An 18,646-nucleotide genomic window follows, 5' to 3' on the forward strand; every position below is an offset into this window, starting at 1 on the left:
GGGCCGGTGCCCGGTGGTCCCCGGCAGGGCCGGCGGAGACCGCAGTGACCAGGGGCGGGGCAGAGGAGGAGACCGGATGACGGTCCGATTGCACAACGAGGGCGCCGAGGCGGCCGGGGAGACGGCGGTACCGCCGGTGCTCGCCGCGGCCGGGCTGCGGGTCGCCTTCCCCGGCAGGGGCGGGCGGGGCACCGCGCGCGCCGTGGACGGGGTCGACCTGGAGGTCGGCGCGGGCGAGATCGTGGCGCTGGTCGGCGAGTCCGGCTGCGGCAAGTCGACGCTGGCCCGGGCCCTGCTCGGGCTGGTCCGCCCGACCGAGGGGCGGGTGCTGTTCTCCGGCGAGCCGCTGGACTACCGGAGCCGGGCGCTCAAGCGCTACCGGCACCGGGTCCAGCTGGTCCAGCAGGACCCCAGCGGCTCGCTCAACCCCCGGCACACCGTCTACGAGGCGGTCGCCGAGGGGCTGCGCATCCACGAGGGCGCCACCGCGGAGGAGGAGCGGCGGGTCGCCGACGCGCTGTCCCGGGCCGGGCTGCGCCCGCCGGAGCGCTTCTTCACCCGCTACCCGCACGAGCTCTCCGGCGGGCAGCGGCAGCGCGTGGTCATCGCCGGGGCGCTGATCCTGGACCCCGAGGTCATCGTCGCCGACGAGCCGGTGGCCTCGCTGGACGCCTCGGTGCGCGGAGAGATCCTCCGGCTGATCCTCGACCTCCGCGCCGAGCTGGGGCTCTCCGCCCTGGTGGTCACGCACGACCTCGGCCTGGCCTGGAACATCGCCGACCGGGTCGCGGTGATGTACCTCGGCCGGGTGGTGGAGGTCGGTACGGTCGAGGAGGTGCTCTCCGAGCCGCGCCACCCCTACACCAAGGCGCTGCTGTCGGTGCTCCCCGAATCCGGCGCGGGCGAACCGGAGGTGCTGGCCGGCGAGCCGCCGGACCCCACCCGGATCCCGTCCGGCTGCCGGTTCCACGCCCGCTGCCCGGTGCTCGCCTCGGGCGAGGCGGAGCGGGAGGGCATCGCGGACCGCTGCCGCACCGAGGACCCCGGCATCCTGCCCGCGTCCGGCGGGGAGCGGGCCGCCTGCCACCACGCCCGCCTGCACCACCGGGACGGGTAGTACCGGGCCGCCCCGCTGGGACGGAGACGGAGGGACGGGGGGCCGCCCGGTCCGGGCCCCACCGGCGGGTGCCGCGGCGGCCGCCGGCCGCGCGCTCCATGCGCTCTACCGGCGGCTCCCCGCTCCCAGGCGGCAGCGGTACGGCCTCCATCGGAGGGCGCCACCGGTACCGCGCCCCCGCCCCTGCGCTCCGGCACGGACGCGGTGCCGCCCCCGGCCGGGGCCGCCGCCGGGCGGAGCGGGGCACCGCAGGGCGCCCGCCCCGCCGGAGCGCGGGCCCTTCCCGCTCGGAGCGGCCTCTCCCCGCTCAGCGGCGGGAGCCGCTCCCTCCCAGCGGGACCAGGAAGTTCCACGCCCCGGGGAGCACCCGCCAGGTGCGCGCGGTGACGCCCTGGCGGACCTCGCCGTCGGAGCTGGTGTTGGCCGGGTCGGTGCGGACCGAGACGGTCCGGGCGCGCAGGTGGCGGACGTCCGGCTCGGCGATGTGCGAGGCGCTGGCCAGGCGCAGCGCATAGCGGATCCGGCGGCGGAAGCGCAGCGCCCGGGAGACGATCAGGTCCATCATGCCGTCGTCGGGGAGGCTCTTCGGGGAGAGTTCGGCGCCGCCGCCGATGTAGCGGCCGTTGGCCACCGCGACCATCAGCACCTTGCGGTCCTTCAGCACGGTCCGCCCGTCGGCGGCGATCCGCACCCGGTGCCCGCGGGTGCCCAGCCCGGCCTTGATCGTCCCGGCCGGGTAGCCCGCGGGGCCGAGGAGGGTCTTCCACGCCTCGGCGGCCAGCGTGGAGTCGGCCCCGGCGCCCAGGTGCACGGCGTTGACGGTGATCTCCCCGGCGTCGTCGGCGATCAGGTCCAGCCGCCGCTCGGCGCCCTCCCGGAGCAGCGCCGCGGCCCGCACCGGGTCCTCCGGCAGCCCGAGGGTGCGCGCGAAGTCGTTCCCGGTGCCCATCGGGATCAGGCCGACGGTCCGCTCGGCCAGCTCGCCCCGCCGGTGCAGCGCGTTGGCCAGCGCGTGCAGGCTGCCGTCCCCGCCCGCGGCGACCACGGTGCCGTGGCCCAGCTCCAGCGCGTCGTCCAACTCCTCCGGAGACGAGCAGTGCGCGACCTCGGCCCCGCCCAGCTCCGCGGCGGCCGCCTTCACCAGGCCGTCGTCGCTGCCGCCCGCGGCGGAGTTGGTGATGACGAGCATGCGCGCTCCCTGGTCTCAAGGCCCGCAGGGCAGGGGCCGTCGGTCAGTCGAGCATATGCGGGTCCGTCCCCCGCTTCTCCCGAGGCGCCGTCCGGCGGCCGGGGCGCATATCGATGGTCCGCGTGCAAGCAGAATGCTTGCGTTTCGAGGAGTCTCTGTTCCATGGCCGTCATTCACGTGCGGGACGTTCCCGAAGAGACCCTGGAGACCCTCAAGCGGAGAGCCGCGCGATCGGGGCAGTCGCTGCAGGCCTATGTCCTGCGGGTGCTCGTAGGAGAGGCCGAGACCCTCTCCTCGGAGGAGGCCGCCGAGCGGGCGCGGGCGCTCGCGTCAGGGACTTCGGTGACCGCCGCCGACGTCACCGACGCGCTCGCCGCGATGCGTGAGGAGCGCGGAACGTGATCGTTCTCGACGCCTCCGCGCTGGTGGAGTTCCTCGTCGGGGCCGACGGCGCGGCGGAGCGGGTCCGCGCCGCCGTCGCGGGGCGGAACCCGGCGGTTCCCTGCGCGGCCGACCTGGAATGCACTTCTGTCCTCCGAGGTCTGGTGAGAGGGGGGAGACTCGAAGAAGAAGAGGCGCGGAGCGCTCTGGAGCTCTTGGGGCGCATGGGCCTCCGCCGGTACGACCGTCTTCCGCTGCTCCCGCGGGTCTGGGAGCTGCGGCACGATATGCGGCCCTATGGCGCCGTCTACGCGGCCCTCGCGGAGGTCCTCGATGCCGACCTGGTGACGGTGGACGCCGAGCTCTCGACCGTGCCGGGTTGCGGTGTCGGGTGCGCGACCTCCGCTGAGGCGGACGCGGTCCGCGCGATCCCTTCCTCGGCGAGGGTCAGCGGATGGGGGCCTCCTCCTGGTCCTCGTGCATGACGCGGATCAGGGCGGGGAGGCCGAGCAGGAGCGCGTCGAGTTCGGCGGGGGCCATGCGGGAGGTCCAGGCGTCGAAGCGGGCGTTGAAGCCGGAGGCCAGGCGGGCGCGGAGGGCGAGGCCGGCGTCGGTGATGCGCAGGAGCAGCACGCGCCGGTCGGCGGGGTCGCGGTCGCGCTCGACGAGCCCCTGGGCCTGGAGGTCGGCGGCGATCCGGCTGACGCTGCTCTTGTCGAGGCGGAGCCGCTCGGAGAGCGCGCGCTGGGAGAGCGGCCCGGAGACCTCCAGCTCGTGGAGGGCGAACCCCTGGGAGAGGGTGAGCGGCCGACCGGGGAGGGCCGCCTGGTCGGGGTCGAGGAATCCGCCGGTGCGGACCAGGTCCATGACGAGGGCGTGCAGCCGCGCGGAGGCGGGTCCTCCGGCCGTTTCCTTGTCGGGCATGTCGGGGCTCCCTGGAGGGCAGGGCCGAAAAGGTTGTGTGGCGCAACCAATTGGCGTACCGTCAAAACAGTTGCACCATACAACTTTTTGGAGGCGCCATGCCGTCGACGACCGGAACCGAACCGTCCGGCGGGACCGCCGCTCCCGCCACCTCGACGCGGGCCCGGCACCATGCCGACGACATCCTCTTCGGCGAGCGCGGCAGCAGGATCTACGCCGTGCTCGCCCCGCGCCTGGTACGCGGGGTGTACCGCAGGTTCGCCGAGGACGTCGCGGACACGGCGCCGACCGGCGGGCGCCTGCTCGACGTGGGGACCGGGCCGGGCACCGTGCTCGGGCAGATCGCCCGCTACCGCCCGGACCTGGAGCTGCGCGGGGTGGACCCGGCGCCGGGGATGGTGGCCGAGGCGGGCCGCCGACTGGGGGCGCTGGGCGCGGGGGCCCGGGTCCTCCAGGGCTCCTCCGGAGACCTGCCGTTCCCGGACGCCTCGTTCGACGTGGTGCTGTCCACCTTCAGCCTGCACCACTGGGGCGATCCGGCCGCGGCCGTGCCCGAGCTCCACCGGGTCCTGCGGCCCGGCGGCCGGCTGGTCGTCTACGACGTTCCGCAGGCCCCGTTCCGGATCCTCGACCGGGCGGCGAAGGAGCAGGGGCTGTTCACCGGCGGTACGGCCCGGAGCACGCTGATCCGCACCTCGAACCCGTTCGCCCCGGCCGTCGTCCGGTTCGTCCGCACCGCCGTCCCGCTGGACTGACGCCCGGCGCGGACCGGCCCCGGGCCGGGGGAGCGGCAAGGGCGGAGGCGGCGGGACCGCCCTGTGCCCACCGGGCGTCCCCGAGGCCCGGGAGCGCCCCGGCGGCCGCGCCGCCGGAGGAGCGGACGGGGGCGGCCCCGGCCTGAGCGGCCGGGGCCGCGGGGGTCAGGAGCCGCCGCTCCCCGCGGCGCCGCCCGGGGTGAACCGGAGGACCTGCGGGTCGTGGTCGCTGACCTGGTCGTAGAACTCGGAGTTGATCCGGACGATCTCGTACTCGGCGGTGCCGGCGGAGGCCCCGCCGACCAGGACGTGGTCGAGCGACTGGGAGTTGCCGTCGAACACGTAGTTGTACCGCTCCTCGGCGGGCAGCTCCTCCATCGGGTTGCGCAGGCCGCCGCCGGTGAGCGTGGCGAGGGTGTCGGAGAACCAGAAGTCGTTGAGGTCGCCCATCACCACGACGTCCGCCCCGGGGTCGGCCGCGTGCAGCTCGTCGGTGAAGGAGCGGACCAGCTCGGCCTGGGCGTGCCGCTGCTCCTCGGTGGTCCGCCGCGGCGGCTGGGTGAGCCCGTGCAGCGGCTGGTCGCCGCCCTTGGAGGAGAAGTGGTTGGCCACCACGAACACCCGGCGCCCCTCGAACTCGAACTCGCCGACCAGCGGCTTGCGGCTGTCCTGCCATGCCTGGTCCGCGGGGGCGATCCGGCCCGGGGAGACGCTGAGCTCCGGGCCGCCGGCGCCGTCCACCACCTCCACCGGGGTGGCGGCGTCGCCGCCCTCCCGGTCGGTGAAGGAGACCCGCTCGGGGTCGAACAGGAAGACGTTGCGGATGTTGCCGCCGGGCTGCCCGCCGTCCGCGCCGTCCTCCGGGTCGATCTGCCGCCACCGGTAGTCCGGGCCGCCCGCGGCGGAGACCGCGTCGGTCAGCCGCTTCAGCGTCGCCTCGGGCGTGACGGTGCCGTCGTCGTCCGGGCCGCTGTCGTCCTGCACCTCCTCCAGGCCGACCACGGCGGGCGCGGCGAGGTTGTCCACGATCCCCTCGGCGAGCCGGTCGAACACCTCCTGATCGGCGCCGGCCGACAGGTTCTCCACGTTGTAGGAGGCCACCGAGAGCTGCCCGTCCTCCGGCTCCCGGGCGCGGGTCCGCTCCAGGCCGCCGTCGACGTGCTCGCCCACCTCGGCGGCCTTCACCAGGTAGCCGCCGTAGGCGGAGTAGTACAGCGGCCCCCGGGTCGTCCCCGCCAGCCCGTCGCCGACGTCGGCCTCGGGCACCTCGTCCGGGGCGAGCGGTTCGACCTTGAGCCGGCCGCCGTTGGGGTCGTCATAGGAGCTGTAGGCGGTCCCGCCGCGCGGCGTCGGGTTCTGCTCCGGCTCGGTGGTCACCCACAGGGCGCCGTAGGAGTCGGTGGGCCCCACCACCCGGGCGTCGGCCACCTCGACGACCATGTGCTCGGAGGACTCCCAGAAGTCGAGGGCGTAGGCCTCCGGGTCGAGCTCCAGGCCGCCGATGTCCTCGCCCTCGGGGGCGTAGGCCTCCGGGAGGGTTCCGGGGCCGAGCGGAACCGCGGCCGGCGGCTCGGCGCCGCTCCCGAGGACCTCCCATTCGGCCCGGGAGATCTGGGTGACGGTCTGCGCGCCCTCGGCGGGGGAGTACTCGTCGACCGTCCCGGTCACCGCGACCTCGTCCCCGGGCGAGACGTCCGGGGCGGTGTCCCCGGTGTAGGCGAACAGCGCCTCGCTGGTCCGCGGGTCGCCGTCGCCCTCGGTGTCCTGGAACCAGAAGCCGCGGACCGGGCCGGAGGCGGCGACGGCGGTGACCACCCCGGGCACGCCGGACACCTGCCGGTCGGCGTAGGGCGAGGTGCGGGTGGTCCCCTGGACGTCGTGGATGCGCACGTCCGCGGTGTCGGCCGCGGCGGTTCCGGCGGGCGCGGCGAGGGCGGCGGCCGCCGCGACCGCCGCACCGGCGCGCAGCGCGCGGCGCCGGCCGGGGGGAGGTGTGAGGCGGGAGAGGGGGAGGAAGGGAAGCGCGGTTCTCAGTGAGCGGGACACTCCTGCGCCTTTCCGGTTGCGGTCGAAGGGCGGTCCGATGATGCCGGAACCCCGTTGCCGCCGGGAAGACCGGGAGTGAACGCGTCTTCCCCCGGAGCCCGCCTCCGGGGCCGGAGAGCCGGCGGAGGCCGAGGCCGGGCGGTCGGCCGAGGGCGGATTCCAGATCCTGGAACCGGTTCTCTTCGGGGAAGCGCGGGGGACCGGAGCGCGGTCCGCCGCCCCGGGGCGGCGGTTCCGGAACCGGGCGCCCGGCGGCGGGAACCGGGCCTGCCGGCGCCCCGGGCGCCGGAGCGCCGAGCGGGCCGGATGCACCGGCCGGAACGCGGGCCTCGGCCTCCGGTGCCTCCGGGCCGGGCGGCCTTCCGGAGGAATCCGCTCCGCCCCTGTTCGGGCCGCGCGGCCGAGCCGGGGCCGCCCCGCGAGGCCGGGGCGGGAACCGCGCGGGCCGATCGGGGCGGGACGGGGCCCGCGCCGGGGCGGAAACGGGGGCGCGGGGCCGCCGCGGCCTTGCCTCCGGCGCCCCTGCCCGGTGATCGTGGAGGAGCGGAGTGCCGGCCCGCGCGGGCCGGCGCGGGCCGCGGGCACAGTGAGGAGGAGGGCGTGGGCGGATCCTCGGCGGGGGCGTGGAGCGCGCTGCCGCGCGTCGCGGTGGTCCTGCCGGTCGCCTTGGTGCTGGCCGCGGCGCTGGCGGTCGGGGCGGTCTACGCGTTCCAGCGGTCGGTGATCTACTTTCCCGACGACCGGCCGGTCCCGCCCATCGCCGGGCGCGTCGCCGGCGCCCGCGACGTCGAACTGCGCACCGGGGACGGGCTGCGGCTGGGCGCCTGGTTCCTGCCCGCGCGGGGCGCCGGCCGGGACACCGCGGTACTGGTCGCCAACGGCAACGCCGCGGACCGGGAGAACCGGCTTCCGCTGGCCGAGGCGCTCACCGCGGAGGGCTTCTCCGTCCTCCTCTTCGACTACCGCGGCTTCGGCGGCAACCCGGGCAGCCCGTCGGAGGAGGGGCTCGCCGCCGACGCGCGGGCCGCGCAGCGCGCGCTCGAAGAGGAACTGGGCTTCCCGCCGGAGCGCACCGTCTACTTCGGGGAGAGCATCGGCACCGGCGTCGCGTCCCGGCTCGCGGTCGAGCGGCCGCCGGCCGCCCTGCTGCTCCGCTCCCCGTTCACCGACCTGGCGGCGCTGGGGCGGCACCACTACCCGCTGGTCCCGGTGGGGCCGCTGCTCCGGGACCGCTACCCCGTCGCGGAGAACGTCGCCGCGCTGGACGCGCCGGTGACCGTCGTCTACGGGGAGGAGGACGCCGTCGTGCCGCCGGAGCAGAGCCGCCGGGTCGCGGCCTCCGCCGCCGAGCCGTACGCCGAGGTGGCGGTGGCCGGGGCCGGCCACAACGACCCGGTGCTCTTCGACGGAGAGGAGCTCATCGCGGCGGTGGTCGCGCTGGCCGACCACGCGGTCCGCTGAGCCGCCGCACGGACCGCCGGCGCGGGGCGGCGCGGGGCGGCGCGCTCCGGCCGCCCCCGATCGGGGCGAAGCGCTGCGCGGACGGGCGGCCGTGCGGCACCATGGGACGGGTGGACGCCCAACATGTCGCACTGCTGCGCGAGCTCCTGGCCTCGACGCCGTGGGTCGAGCGCACCGAGGACTTCGCCCGCGCGCTGCGCCGGACGGACGCGCCCGGCGGGCTGATGCTGCTGGGCACCCCGGCGGAGGAGCCGTGGCACCTCGCCGCCCACCTGGGCGATGAGGCCCGCTTCTCCGGTCTGCCCCAGCTCGCCCCCAGCCTGGTCCGGTGGAACCCGCCGCCCGGTGCGCCGCCGCACCTGGCCATCGGCCTGGACCGGCTGACCGACGCGGGCCGGGGCCAGACCCTGTTCGTGGTCAACGACGCGCCCGAGGCGCCGATCCCGCTCCTGGAGCGGGTGGACGACGCCCGCCGCTCCGGCGCCACCGTCCTCGCCCTCGACCACGGCGACCGCGAACTGGAGACGCTGGCGCACGATGCGATCAGCCTGGAGCCGGGGCGCTCCCCGGTCACCTTCGAGGGGCTGCAGCACCTGGTGAGCACCGCCGCCGGGCGCGTCGAAGACCGCCGCAAGGGCGGTTTCCGGGAGCGGCTCTCCCGCTTCCTCGACGTGGTGAGCGGCCCCCGGCACCCGGACTGACCCCTTCCGCGCCGCCCGGCGGCGCCCGGTCCGGCCCGCGGCTACCAGTCGTCGCGGTTCTCCGCTTCCCCGCCGTCGTCCCAGGCCTCGTTCCGCTCGGCGACGGTCTGCAGGGCGCGCACGGCGGAGTCCTCGTCGGCGTAGGGGCCGAGGCGGTACTTGTCGGGGCAGCCGGGGCCCTTCTCCGGGGCGTCGTGCTTCAGGCAGTACCACCAGCGCTCTTCATCGGGGAGATCCATCGGGTTCGCAGGCATCGTCACGCTCCCAACCGAGATGAGGACCCCATCGTCTCGCACCGGACCGGAGCCGGGCGCACCTCGTTCCTACCCGGGTCTTCCCCCGGTCCGGCGATACCATGCCCGGTCACGGGGGCCCAGAAGCCGAACTAGACTTCACGACCATGACCACTCCTCTTGTTCCCGGCCGCATCTCCCCGCAGCGCTCCGTCCCCGCCTCCATCGAGCGGCCGGAGTACGTCGGCAAGAAGAGGCCGGTCGAAGGGGTGCTCGGGGACGTGCAGACCCCGGAGACCATCGAGGCCATGCGGGAGGCCGGCCGGATCGCCGCCCAGGCCCTGGAGGAGGTCGGCAAGCACATCGCGCCGGGCGTCACCACCGACGAGCTGGACCGGATCGGCCACGAGTTCCTCCTGGACCACGGCGCCTACCCCAGCACGCTGGGGTACAAGGGCTACCCCAAGTCGCTCTGCTCCTCGCTGAACGAGGTCATCTGCCACGGCATCCCCGACGACACCGCCGTCTCCGACGGCGACATCGTCAACATCGACATCACCGCCTACTACAAGGGCGTGCACGGCGACACCAACGCCACCTTCCTCGCCGGGGACGTGAGCGAGGAGGCGCGCCTGCTGGTGGAGCGGACCCGCGAGGCGACGATGCGCGCCATCAAGGCGTGCCGCCCCGGCCGGCGGATCAACGTCATCGGCCGGGTCATCGAGTCCTACGCCAAGCGGTTCGGCTACGGCGTGGTCCGCGACTTCACCGGGCACGGCGTCGGGCCGGAGTTCCACTCCGGGCTGATCGTCCCGCACTACGACGACCCGCGCGCGGACACCGTCATGGAGCCCGGCATGACCTTCACCATCGAGCCGATGATCACCCTGGGCGGCATCGAGTACGACGTATGGGACGACGGCTGGACCGCGGTCACCGCGGACCGCAAGTGGACCGCGCAGTTCGAGCACACCCTGGTGATCACCGAGGACGGCGCGGAGATCCTCACCCTGCCCTGACCCGGCGGGCCGGCGCCCCTCCCCGCGGGGAGGGAGCGGTCCCGCGGGGCGGCGGAAGGCGGGCCGCGGAAGAAGCGCGAGCGGGTCCTGTGCGGCCCTGGCGGCTCCTGCGGCGTACCGGATAGTGTCGCCCCCGTGAGGGTTCTGATCTCCGCAGACATGGAAGGCGCCACCGGCGTCACCTGGCCCGCCGACGTCGAGCCCGGCACCGAGCAATGGCAGCGCTGCCGGTCGATGTTCACCTCCGACGTCAACGCGGCCATCGCCGGGTTCCACGCCGGCGGCGCCGACGAGGTCCTGGTCAACGAGGCCCACGCCACCATGCGCAACCTGCTGCTGGAGCGGCTGGACGAGCGGGCCGAGATGCTCACCGGCCGGCACAAGGACCTCTCCATGGTGGAGGGCGTGCAGCGCGGGGACATCGACGCGGTCGCGTTCGTCGGCTACCACTGCGGGGCGGGCGAGGAGGGCGTGCTCGCCCACACCTACCTGCCCAACTCGGTCACCGGGGTGTGGCTGGACGGGGAGCCGGCCGGCGAGGGGCGGCTCAACTCCTACGTGGTCGCCGAGTACGGCGCCCCCGTCGTCCTGGTCACCGGGGACGACCGGGCCTGCGCCGACGCCGCGGGGTACGCGCCCCGCGCCCGCACCGTGGCGGTGAAGGACTACGTCTCCCGCTACGCGGCCGTGTGCCGGCCGCCGGGCCGCACCCACGCGGCCATCGCCGAGGCCGCGGAGTCCGCGATGGAGCTGGCCGGCCGGGTCGAGCCGGTCCGGCACGGCCCCCTCACCGTGGAGGTCGAGGTCGACTCCGCCCACCTCGCCGGGGCCGCGGCGATCGTGCCCGGGGTGGAGCAGATCTCGGAGCGGCGCGTCCGCTATGCCTCGCCCACCGCTTATGACATGATCCGCTGCTTCAAGGTGGTCACCACGCTCATCTCCAACGCGGTGGAGAAGGACTACGGGTGACCCGGCAGGGCCGCGGGCCGCAGGGCGGCCGCCGCGGTCCGCGGGGCAGCGGAACGCAGACCGAGAGCAGAAGGGCGCCTCGTGCGCGACACCGAAGACTGGGCCGCCGCCGGTGAAGAGGTCGTGCGGTTCACCTCCGAGCTGATCCGGATCGACACCACCAACGGCGGCGGAGGCGAGGGGAACGAGAGACCCGCGGCGGAGTACGCCGCCGGGCTGCTGGCCGAGGCGGGCCTGGAACCGCGGGTGCTGGAGTCCGCGCCGGGCCGGGCCAACGTGGTGGCCCGCATCCCCGGGACCGACCGGGAGGCCCCGGGCCTGCTGGTCCACGGCCACCTGGACGTGGTCCCCGCCGACCCGGCGCTGTGGAGCGTGCACCCGTTCTCCGGCGAGGTCCGGGACGGCATGGTGTGGGGCCGCGGCGCCATCGACATGAAGGGCTCCGTCGCGATGATGATCGCGGTGGCGCGGCACTGGGCCCGTACCGGCGTCCGGCCCCGCCGCGACATCGTGCTCGCCTTCACCGCCGACGAGGAGGACAGCGCCGCCTACGGCGCCGAGTGGCTGGTGCGGATGCACCCGGAGCTGTTCGCCGGGTGCACCGAGGCCGTCGGGGAATCCGGCGGGTACACCATGCACGTGCGCGCGCCGGACGGGCGCGACCTGCGCGTCTACCCGGTGGGCGCGGGCGAGCGGGGCAGCGCCTGGCTGAAGCTCACCGCGAACGGCACCGCCGGGCACGGATCGAAGGGCAACCCGGACAACGCGGTCGGCGCGCTCGCCGCCGCCGTGGCGCGGATCGACGCCCACGAGTGGCCCTACCGGCTCACCCCGGTGACCGCGGCGGCGCTCGTCGAGCTCGGCGCCGCGCTCAACGTCAAGATCGACCTGGACGCCCCCGGCTTCGACCCGCAGCGCGACCTGCCGCCGCTGCTGGACCGGATGGGCGACGCGGCCAGGCTGGTCCGCGACACCCTGCGGGAGAGCGCCAACCCGACCATGCTGGACGCCGGCTACAAGGTCAACGTCATCCCGAGCACCGCCACCGCGGGGGTGGACGGCCGGGTGCTGCCCGGCGGCGAGGAGCTGTTCGCCCGCACCATGGACGAGCTCACCGGACCCCGGGTGGAGTGGGAGTACGCCCACCACTCCCCGCCGGTGGAGGCGCCGGTGGAGTCCGCGGTCTTCTCCGCGATGCGCGCGGCCCTGCTCGCCGAGGACCCCGGGGCGCACGTCGTCCCGGTCTGCCTGACCGGCGGCACCGACGCCAAGCAGTTCGCCGAGCTCGGCATCGCCGGGTACGGCTTCACCCCGCTGCTGCTGCCGCCCGGCTTCGACCACGGCGCGCTCTTCCACGGCGTGGACGAGCGGGTCCCCGAGGAGGCGCTGCGCGCCGGTGTCCGGGTGCTGTCCCGGCTGCTCTCCGGGGTGGAGTGAGCCGACCCCCCGGAGCCGCTCCGATCCACCGACAACAGAAGGGACGCGGTGACCGCCGTGCCGATCCTCCCCTACGGGGCCTGGCCCTCGCCGATCGACGCCAAGAGCGTCGCCCGCGCCGACGGTGCGCCGGGGTGGCCCGCCGCCTTCGGCGACGAGGTGTGGTGGACCGAGCCCCGCCCCCTGGAGCAGGGCCGGGTCACCCTCTGCCGGGCCCGCCTGGACGAGCCCGACGAGGGGCCGAAGGAGATGCTGCCCGCGCCGTGGAACGCCCGGTCCCGGGTGCACGAGTACGGCGGCCGCCCCTACCTTCTGCTGGACGCCGGGGGCGGCGCCACCGCGGTGGTCTTCACCGAGTTCGGCGACCAGCGGCTCTACCTCTACCGGCCGGGGGACCGGACCGGCCCGGTGCCGCTGACCCCGGCCCCCGCGACCCCGTCGGCACTGCGCTACGTCGAGCCGGTGGCCGGCAAGGAGGGGGAGGTCTGGTGCATCCGGGAGGAGCACACCGGGCCGGCCCCCACCGACGTCGAGCGCGCCGTCGTCGCGGTGCCGCTGGACGGCTCCGCGGCCGAGGACCCCGGCGCGGTTCGGGTGGTCGCCTCCGGGCGCCGCTTCCTGGCCTGCCCCCGGCTCTCCCCGGACGGGCGCCGGGCCTCCTGGATCGGCTGGGACCACCCGGACATGCCCTGGGACTCCACCTTCCTCACCGTCGCGGCGCTGGACGGGGAGGGCGCCGCCGCCTCCATGCACGACGTCGCCGGCGGCCCCGGGGAGTCGGTGGTGCAGGCCGAGTGGGCCGATGAGAACACCCTCTACCTGGTCTCCGATGCCTCCGGCTGGTGGAACCCCTACCAGCTGACCCTGGAGCCGGACGGCACCGCGCGGGCCCCGGTCGCGCTCGCCCCGCTCACCGAGGAGTTCGGCGGCCCGCTGTGGCAGCTCGGCCCGCGCTGGATCCTGCCGCTGCAGAGCGGCCTGATCGCGGCGGTGCACGGCACCGCGAGCACCCGGCTGGCGATCCTCTGCCCCGACTCCGGGGCCCTGGACGACGTGGACACCCCGCACACCGAGTGGTCCCCGCGCCTGGTCGCGGCGGATCGCGCGGGCGGGACGGTGGTGACCGTCGCCGCATCGCCGGACCTGGCCCCCGAGGTCGTCGCGGTCTCGGTGGCAGACCGCTCCTGGCGCGCGCTGAGCCGCACCTCGGGCGGGCCCGAGGTGCCGCCCGAGTACGCCCCCCGGCCGGAGGAGCGGGTGTTCGCCGGTCCGGGCGGGCGGGAGGTGCACGCCACCGTCTACCGGCCGCGCAACCCGGAGGCGCAGGCCGCCGACGCGGAGCGCCCGCCGTACGCGGTGTGGGTGCACGGCGGCCCCACCGGCCGCGCGGTGAGCGTCCTCGACTCCGAGATCGCCTACTTCACCAGCCGGGGCATCGGCGTGGTCCAGGTCAACTACGGCGGATCGACCGGGTTCGGCCGGGCCTACCGGGAGCGGCTCCGCGGCGAGTGGGGCGTGGTCGACGTCGAGGACGCCGTCGCGGTGGCCCGCGCCCTGGCGGAGGAGGGCGGCGCGGACCCGGAGCGGCTGGCGATCCGGGGCGGCAGCGCCGGCGGCTGGACCACCGCCGCCGCACTGGCCTTCTCCGACGTGTTCGCCTGCGGGGTGATCCAGTACCCCATCGTCGACCTGGTCGGCTGGCGGACCGGGGAGACGCACGACTTCGAGTCGCAGTACCTGGAGAGCCTGATCGGGCCGTGGCCGCAGGCCCGCTCCCGCTACGAGGAGCGCTCCCCGGTGAACCGGGCCGACGGCATCTCCGCCCCGTTCCTGCTGATGCAGGGCGACGAGGACGAGATCTGCCCGCCGGTGCAGGCCCGCCGGCTGCTGGAGCGGGTGGGCGAGGTCCCGCACGCCTACCTGGAATTCCAGGGTGAGCAGCACGGGTTCCGCAAGGCGGAGACGATCCGCGCCGCGCTGGAGGCGGAGCTCTCCCTGTACGCCCGGGTGTTCGGCTTCGACGCGGGGGTGCCCGCGGTGGAGCTGCGGCCGTGACCCGGCGGTGGCGTCCCCGGGCGCTGCGCCGCGGCGACCTGGTCGCGGTGGCCTCACCGTGCAGCCCGCCCGACCCGGAGCGGCTGGACGCCGCGGTCCGGGTGCTGGAGGGGTGGGGGCTGGAGGTGCGGGTGCAGCCGCACGCCCGGGACCGCCACCCCGACCTGGGCTACCTGGCCGGATCCGACGCCGACCGGGCCAAGGACCTCCAGGACGCCCTGGCGGCCCCGGACGTCGCGGCGGTGTTCTGCGCGCGCGGCGGGGACGGGGCGCACCGCACCCTGGAGCGGCTGGACCTGGGCGCGCTGCGCGGCGCCGAACCCAAGGCGTTCATCGGGTTCAGCGACGTCACCGCGCTGCACGAGGCGCTCTCGGTGGAGCTGGGCGCGGTCACCCTGCACGGCCCGGTGGTGGGGACCGCCTACTTCGCCGGCGACCCCGCGGCCGAGGAGGACCTGCGGGCGCACCTGTTCGAGCCGGAGTCGCGGCTGCGCATCGCCCCGCCCGGCGCGGAGCCGCTGGTCGGCGGCTCGGCCCGGGGCGTGCTGATCGGCGGCAACCTCAGCCTGCTCTCCGACGGGCTGGCCACCCCGCACTCGCGCCCCTCCGCCGAGGGCGGCCTGCTGCTCCTGGAGGACGTCGGCGAGGACGTCTCCCGGCTGGACCGGATGCTCACCCAGCTGCTGCGGAGCGGCTGGCTGGACGGGGTGCGCGGCGTCCTCCTCGGCTCCTGGGCGGACTGCACCCCCGGACCGGGGGAGATCCGCGCGATGATGCTGGACCGGCTCGCCCCGCTGGGCGTCCCGGTGGTCGACGGGTTCGGCTTCGGCCACATCCCGGCCCAGCTCACCATCGCGCTGGGGGCGGCCGCCGCCCTGGACGCCGACGCGGGCACGCTGGTCCTGGACGAACCGGCCCTGGAACCCGCCGCGGGGTGAGGGGCGGCCGCCGGCCCCGCCCCCCGGGAGGGGCCGGCACCCCGGACCTTCGTCGGTGCGCTTCCGGGGGCGTCCGCCTTTCGGACCAACGGGATTCCGACCTCGCGGCCGATGTCCTCTTACCTTCCCGTGCCCATACTCGGAGCAGGACGGTCGGAAGAACCGCCGTTCGGCACCGCGGAGGGAAGGGGGATCCCCGATGGCCACCGTCGACGCAGGCACGGCAGGACCCGGAGCGCTCACCCGGGAGAGGAGCGGGCGCACCCGCGCCGGCCGGCTGCTGCACGCCGCCGGAGGGCTGCTCCGGGCGCTGTCCGACGGCGCCCGGGTCCTCCCGGAGGCCGAGCCGGCCGAGATCCGCCGGCTGCTCATCGAGACCGGGCACCTCGACCCGGGGGCGCTCCCCGGTGTCCGGCCGGCCGCCCTGGCCCGCTTCCAGCACGAGGCAGGGCTCCCCGGGACCGGGGCCGCCGACCCGCGCACCGTCTCCCGCCTCGCGGCCGAGGCCGCCCGCATCCGGGAACTCCGCGAGCTGGGGCTCCCGGTCGGCTGAGAGGCCGCCGGGCGCGCGCTCCCGGCGCGGCGGGCGGAGCCGCCGCCCCAGCCCGCCGCGGGGTGCGGCCGCCCCGGGACGGCCGGCCGGCGCCCGCCGGTGAGCCCCGGGCCGGGGAGCCCTCCGCCGCCCCGGCGCCCGCCGGAACCGCCGCGCACGCGGGCGGAGGGGCGGGGCCCCGGACCCCCGCTGCACACCCGGAGCCCGGCCCGCCCCGGGCCCGGCCGGCGGTGGTGGCCGACCCGGGGCGGGAGCGGTACCGGCGGAGCGTCGCCGGGAGGCGCGGCCGGTCGGCCCGCCGGCGCCTTCCGCGGCCGCGTGCGGGGGAGCAGGGCGCGGAGGGCACGGCGGAGGAGGGCGGCGAGGGAGACGGTGCGGCCGAGGGGGCCGGTTCCGGGCGGGGGTGCGTCCACGGGGGACCTCCGAGCACGGTGGAGAGCGGGTGGGGCAGGGGTGTCCCGGCCGGTCGGCCGGGTCTCCGGTGCGGCGCGCATTCCCTCGGGGCCCTGTCCGTTCTCCGTGCTCTCGGCCCTTCGCCCGCCGGCCGCGACCGGTCGCCGACCACGGTAGGCGCCCGCCCGGCCGCGCGCCACCCCGGTTTTCCACAGCCCCGCCGTGCACAGGGGCGGATCCGCCGCGCCGGCGGGCGGCCGCGGGTGCGATGATCGGAGCCATGGCAGACCAGAAGACTCCCCATGACCTCCCGGACGTGTCCGGGCTGAGCGTCGCCGTGCTGGGCGGCACCGGAGACCAGGGCCGCGGGCTGGCCCGCCGGCTGGCGATGGCCGGCACCGAGGTGATCATCGGCTCGCGCAGCGCGGAGCGGGCCCAGGCCGCCGCGGAGGGCCTGGGCACCGGGCTCGCGGTGCGCGGCGCGGACAACGAGGCGGCGGCGCGGGCGGCCGACGTCGTCATCGTCGCGGTCCCCTGGGAGGGCCACCGCGCTCTGCTCGCCTCCCTGGAGGACGCGCTCGCGGACAAGATCGTGGTCGACTGCGTGAACCCGCTCGGCTTCGACGAGAAGGGCCCCTACGCCCTGCCGGTGGAGGAGGGCAGCGCCGCCCAGCAGGCCGAGGCCGTGCTGCCGCGCAGCCGGGTCACCGCCGCGTTCCACCACGTCTCCGCGGTCGTCCTGCTCGACCCGGAGGTGGACGAGGTCGACCTGGACGTCCTGGTCCTCGGCGACGACCGGGAGGCCACCGGCATCGTGCGCGCCCTGGCCGCCCGTATCTCCGGGGTCCGCGGCATCTACGGCGGCCGCCTGCGCAACGCCCACCAGGTCGAGGCGCTCACCGCCAACATCATCGCCGTCAACCGCCGCTACAAGGCCCACGCCGGCCTGCGCGTCACCGACATCTGATCCACCCGGCGCGCTCAGGGGGGAGGGGCCTGCCCGATCACGCGAACGTGACGCTCCGTGAGACCGCAGGCCGTTCGCCCCTCCCCATCGCTCTGCTCACCGTGCACGGCCCTGACCGGGGCATCGGGCGGGACGGGGGCGGCCCCGGCTCCCGGAACGACCCGCCCGCGTTCGGGCGCGCTCCCGTCCGACCTCCGCCGATGCGCTCCGCGCGTGCCGGATCTGCCCGGGGGCGAGCGGGGCGGACGGGAGCCGGGCAGGCCGCGGGCGGCAGGGCGGGGGCGAGGCCGCTCAGCCCCGCGGAACGTGCACCGGTGGCGGCCGGGCTCCCCGCTGGATCATCGGGGGAAGGGGAGGGAGCGGGGTGTTCTTCTGTGCCCGCCGCCTTTTCCCGGCAACGGCTCAGGGGCAGGAGGCCTCCGGAGGAGAGAAGTGATGGCCGCCCCTTTTCCTATTCGATTTTTTGAGTGATATCGATGGGGCCGGGAGACGGCGGGAGAGCGGGGGCACGGTGTTCGAGCGCTACGTGGCACTGGGCGACAGCCAGACCGAAGGGCTCAACGACGGCGACGACGTCCGGGGCCACCGCGGCTGGGCCGACCGGCTCGCCGAGCACATCGCGGCCGCCGAGCCCCGGGTGCGCTACGCCAACCTCGCGGTGCGGGGGCGCCGGGCCGGGGAGATCCGAGCCGGGCAGCTGGACGCGGCGCTGGCGCTCCGGCCCGACCTGGTCACCTTGATGGCCGGGATGAACGACCTGATCCGCCCCTCCTGCGACGCCGAAGCGGTCGCCGCCGACATCGACGCGATGCTCGCCGCCCTCACCGCCTCCGGGGCGCGCGTGCTCACCTTCACCTTCCCCGACGTCGGCCGGATCGCGCCGGCGGCCCGCGTGCTCCGCGGCCGGGTGGCCGCGCTGAACGCCCGGATCGCGGCCTCGGCCCGCCGACACGGTGCCGACCTGCTGGACACCGCGGGGCACCCCGTCGTCACCGACCCCCGGCTGTGGAGCGCCGACCGGCTGCACGCCTCCCCGGTCGGCCACGCCAGGATCGCCGCGGCCGCCGCGGAGGCCCTCGGCCTGCCCGGCGCAGACGGGTCCTGGGCGGAGCCGCTTCCCCCGCTCGCGGCGGCGGGGCCGGTCCGCCGCACGGCCGCCGAACTCCGCTGGGCGGCCCGCTTCCTCGGCCCGTGGATCGCCCGCCGGGTCCGCGGCCGCTCCTCGGGCGACGGCCGCACGGCCAAGCGCCCGGAGCTGCTTCCGGTCCGCAGCGGCTGAACAGGGCGGTCCCGGTCCGGTTTCCCTCCGCCTCTTCCGGGGCGGGCCGTCACGCGCTGCCGTGCGGAGCGTGACCACGGGTCTCCGCACCGGGGGCAGGTCAACGGTGCGGAAACACGAAAAGTCGTGAGGCCTTGCGGTTCGGATGTGGCGCATATTACCGTTGCGCCGCACTGATGTTTCGCCATGAGGAAAAAGCTTTTCAAATGGTGAGACGCCCCCCTGTGGT

Annotated in this window: 18 protein-coding genes; 14 read left to right on the forward strand and 4 right to left on the reverse strand. The window is 76.2% G+C overall.

Features of this window, described 5'->3' with window-relative positions; all coding sequences use genetic code 11:
• The first annotated feature begins 76 nt into the window (after window positions 1-76).
• Window positions 77-1,117: an ABC transporter ATP-binding protein gene (locus tag J0910_RS11200; RefSeq protein WP_420158440.1), complete on the forward strand. Its 1,041-nt coding sequence runs from the start codon at window positions 77-79 to the stop codon at window positions 1,115-1,117.
• Between the two features lie 307 nt (window positions 1,118-1,424).
• Here J0910_RS11200 and J0910_RS11205 read toward each other — a convergent pair whose 3' ends face one another.
• Window positions 1,425-2,306: a diacylglycerol/lipid kinase family protein gene (locus J0910_RS11205; RefSeq protein ID WP_420158441.1), complete on the reverse strand. Its 882-nt coding sequence runs from the start codon at window positions 2,304-2,306 to the stop codon at window positions 1,425-1,427.
• A 162-nt stretch (window positions 2,307-2,468) separates the two neighbouring features.
• On the opposite strand from J0910_RS11205, the gene J0910_RS11210 reads away from it, so the two are divergent.
• Both J0910_RS11210 and J0910_RS11215 read left to right on the forward strand, forming a co-directional pair.
• Complete coding sequence (locus J0910_RS11210; protein ID WP_420158442.1) at window positions 2,469-2,708, forward strand: FitA-like ribbon-helix-helix domain-containing protein; 240 nt, start codon at window positions 2,469-2,471, stop codon at window positions 2,706-2,708.
• A complete protein-coding gene (locus J0910_RS11215; protein WP_420158443.1) occupies window positions 2,705-3,172 on the forward strand; it encodes a type II toxin-antitoxin system VapC family toxin in 468 nt (155 codons plus the stop codon). The genes J0910_RS11210 and J0910_RS11215 overlap by 4 nt, the downstream gene beginning before the upstream one ends.
• Here the strand turns inward: J0910_RS11215 and J0910_RS11220 are convergent.
• Window positions 3,135-3,611 (reverse strand): MarR family winged helix-turn-helix transcriptional regulator, encoded by a 477-nt coding sequence (locus tag J0910_RS11220; RefSeq protein WP_420158444.1) that lies wholly within the window; start codon window positions 3,609-3,611, stop codon window positions 3,135-3,137. The genes J0910_RS11215 and J0910_RS11220 overlap by 38 nt on opposite strands.
• 98 nt (window positions 3,612-3,709) lie before the next feature.
• On the opposite strand from J0910_RS11220, the gene J0910_RS11225 reads away from it, so the two are divergent.
• A complete protein-coding gene (locus J0910_RS11225; protein ID WP_420158445.1) occupies window positions 3,710-4,366 on the forward strand; it encodes a class I SAM-dependent methyltransferase in 657 nt (218 codons plus the stop codon).
• Window positions 4,367-4,531: 165 nt separating this feature from the next.
• Here J0910_RS11225 and J0910_RS11230 read toward each other — a convergent pair whose 3' ends face one another.
• Window positions 4,532-6,334 (reverse strand): endonuclease/exonuclease/phosphatase family protein, encoded by a 1,803-nt coding sequence (locus tag J0910_RS11230; protein WP_420161956.1) that lies wholly within the window; start codon window positions 6,332-6,334, stop codon window positions 4,532-4,534.
• 678 nt (window positions 6,335-7,012) lie between these two features.
• Here J0910_RS11230 and J0910_RS11235 point away from each other — a divergent pair.
• Window positions 7,013-7,873, forward strand: coding sequence for an alpha/beta hydrolase (locus J0910_RS11235; protein ID WP_420158446.1), 861 nt, complete (start codon window positions 7,013-7,015; stop codon window positions 7,871-7,873).
• Between the two features lie 101 nt (window positions 7,874-7,974).
• Window positions 7,975-8,574, forward strand: a complete 600-nt coding sequence (locus J0910_RS11240; protein WP_420158447.1) for a hypothetical protein — start codon at window positions 7,975-7,977, stop codon at window positions 8,572-8,574.
• Window positions 8,575-8,615: 41 nt separating this feature from the next.
• Here J0910_RS11240 and J0910_RS11245 read toward each other — a convergent pair whose 3' ends face one another.
• Complete coding sequence (locus tag J0910_RS11245) at window positions 8,616-8,828, reverse strand: hypothetical protein (protein WP_420158448.1); 213 nt, start codon at window positions 8,826-8,828, stop codon at window positions 8,616-8,618.
• Between the two features lie 146 nt (window positions 8,829-8,974).
• On the opposite strand from J0910_RS11245, the gene map reads away from it, so the two are divergent.
• The 8 genes from map to J0910_RS11285 all read left to right on the forward strand — a co-directional run bounded on the left by map (window position 8,975) and on the right by J0910_RS11285 (window position 18,417).
• Window positions 8,975-9,826, forward strand: a complete 852-nt coding sequence (gene map, locus J0910_RS11250; protein ID WP_420158449.1) for a type I methionyl aminopeptidase — start codon at window positions 8,975-8,977, stop codon at window positions 9,824-9,826.
• Between the two features lie 135 nt (window positions 9,827-9,961).
• Window positions 9,962-10,795, forward strand: coding sequence for a M55 family metallopeptidase (locus tag J0910_RS11255; protein WP_420158450.1), 834 nt, complete (start codon window positions 9,962-9,964; stop codon window positions 10,793-10,795).
• 81 nt (window positions 10,796-10,876) lie between these two features.
• On the forward strand, window positions 10,877-12,232 hold the full coding sequence (locus J0910_RS11260) for a M20/M25/M40 family metallo-hydrolase (RefSeq protein WP_420158451.1): 1,356 nt from the start codon (window positions 10,877-10,879) through the stop codon (window positions 12,230-12,232).
• Between the two features lie 48 nt (window positions 12,233-12,280).
• Window positions 12,281-14,287: a S9 family peptidase gene (locus J0910_RS11265; protein WP_420158452.1), complete on the forward strand. Its 2,007-nt coding sequence runs from the start codon at window positions 12,281-12,283 to the stop codon at window positions 14,285-14,287.
• Window positions 14,284-15,225, forward strand: coding sequence for a S66 peptidase family protein (locus tag J0910_RS11270; RefSeq protein WP_420158453.1), 942 nt, complete (start codon window positions 14,284-14,286; stop codon window positions 15,223-15,225). Before J0910_RS11265 ends, J0910_RS11270 begins: the two co-directional genes overlap by 4 nt.
• A 199-nt stretch (window positions 15,226-15,424) precedes the next feature.
• Window positions 15,425-15,778, forward strand: a complete 354-nt coding sequence (locus J0910_RS11275) for a hypothetical protein (protein ID WP_420158454.1) — start codon at window positions 15,425-15,427, stop codon at window positions 15,776-15,778.
• Window positions 15,779-16,451: 673 nt separating this feature from the next.
• Window positions 16,452-17,138, forward strand: a complete 687-nt coding sequence (gene npdG, locus J0910_RS11280) for an NADPH-dependent F420 reductase (protein WP_420158455.1) — start codon at window positions 16,452-16,454, stop codon at window positions 17,136-17,138.
• Window positions 17,139-17,649: 511 nt separating this feature from the next.
• Entirely contained in the window at window positions 17,650-18,417 is a 768-nt protein-coding gene (locus J0910_RS11285) for an SGNH/GDSL hydrolase family protein (protein WP_420161957.1), read from the forward strand.
• Window positions 18,418-18,646 lie beyond the last annotated feature (229 nt).

The organism is Nocardiopsis oceanisediminis, from assembly GCF_048595525.1.
Lineage (GTDB): Bacteria > Actinomycetota > Actinomycetes > Streptosporangiales > Streptosporangiaceae > Nocardiopsis_A > Nocardiopsis_A oceanisediminis.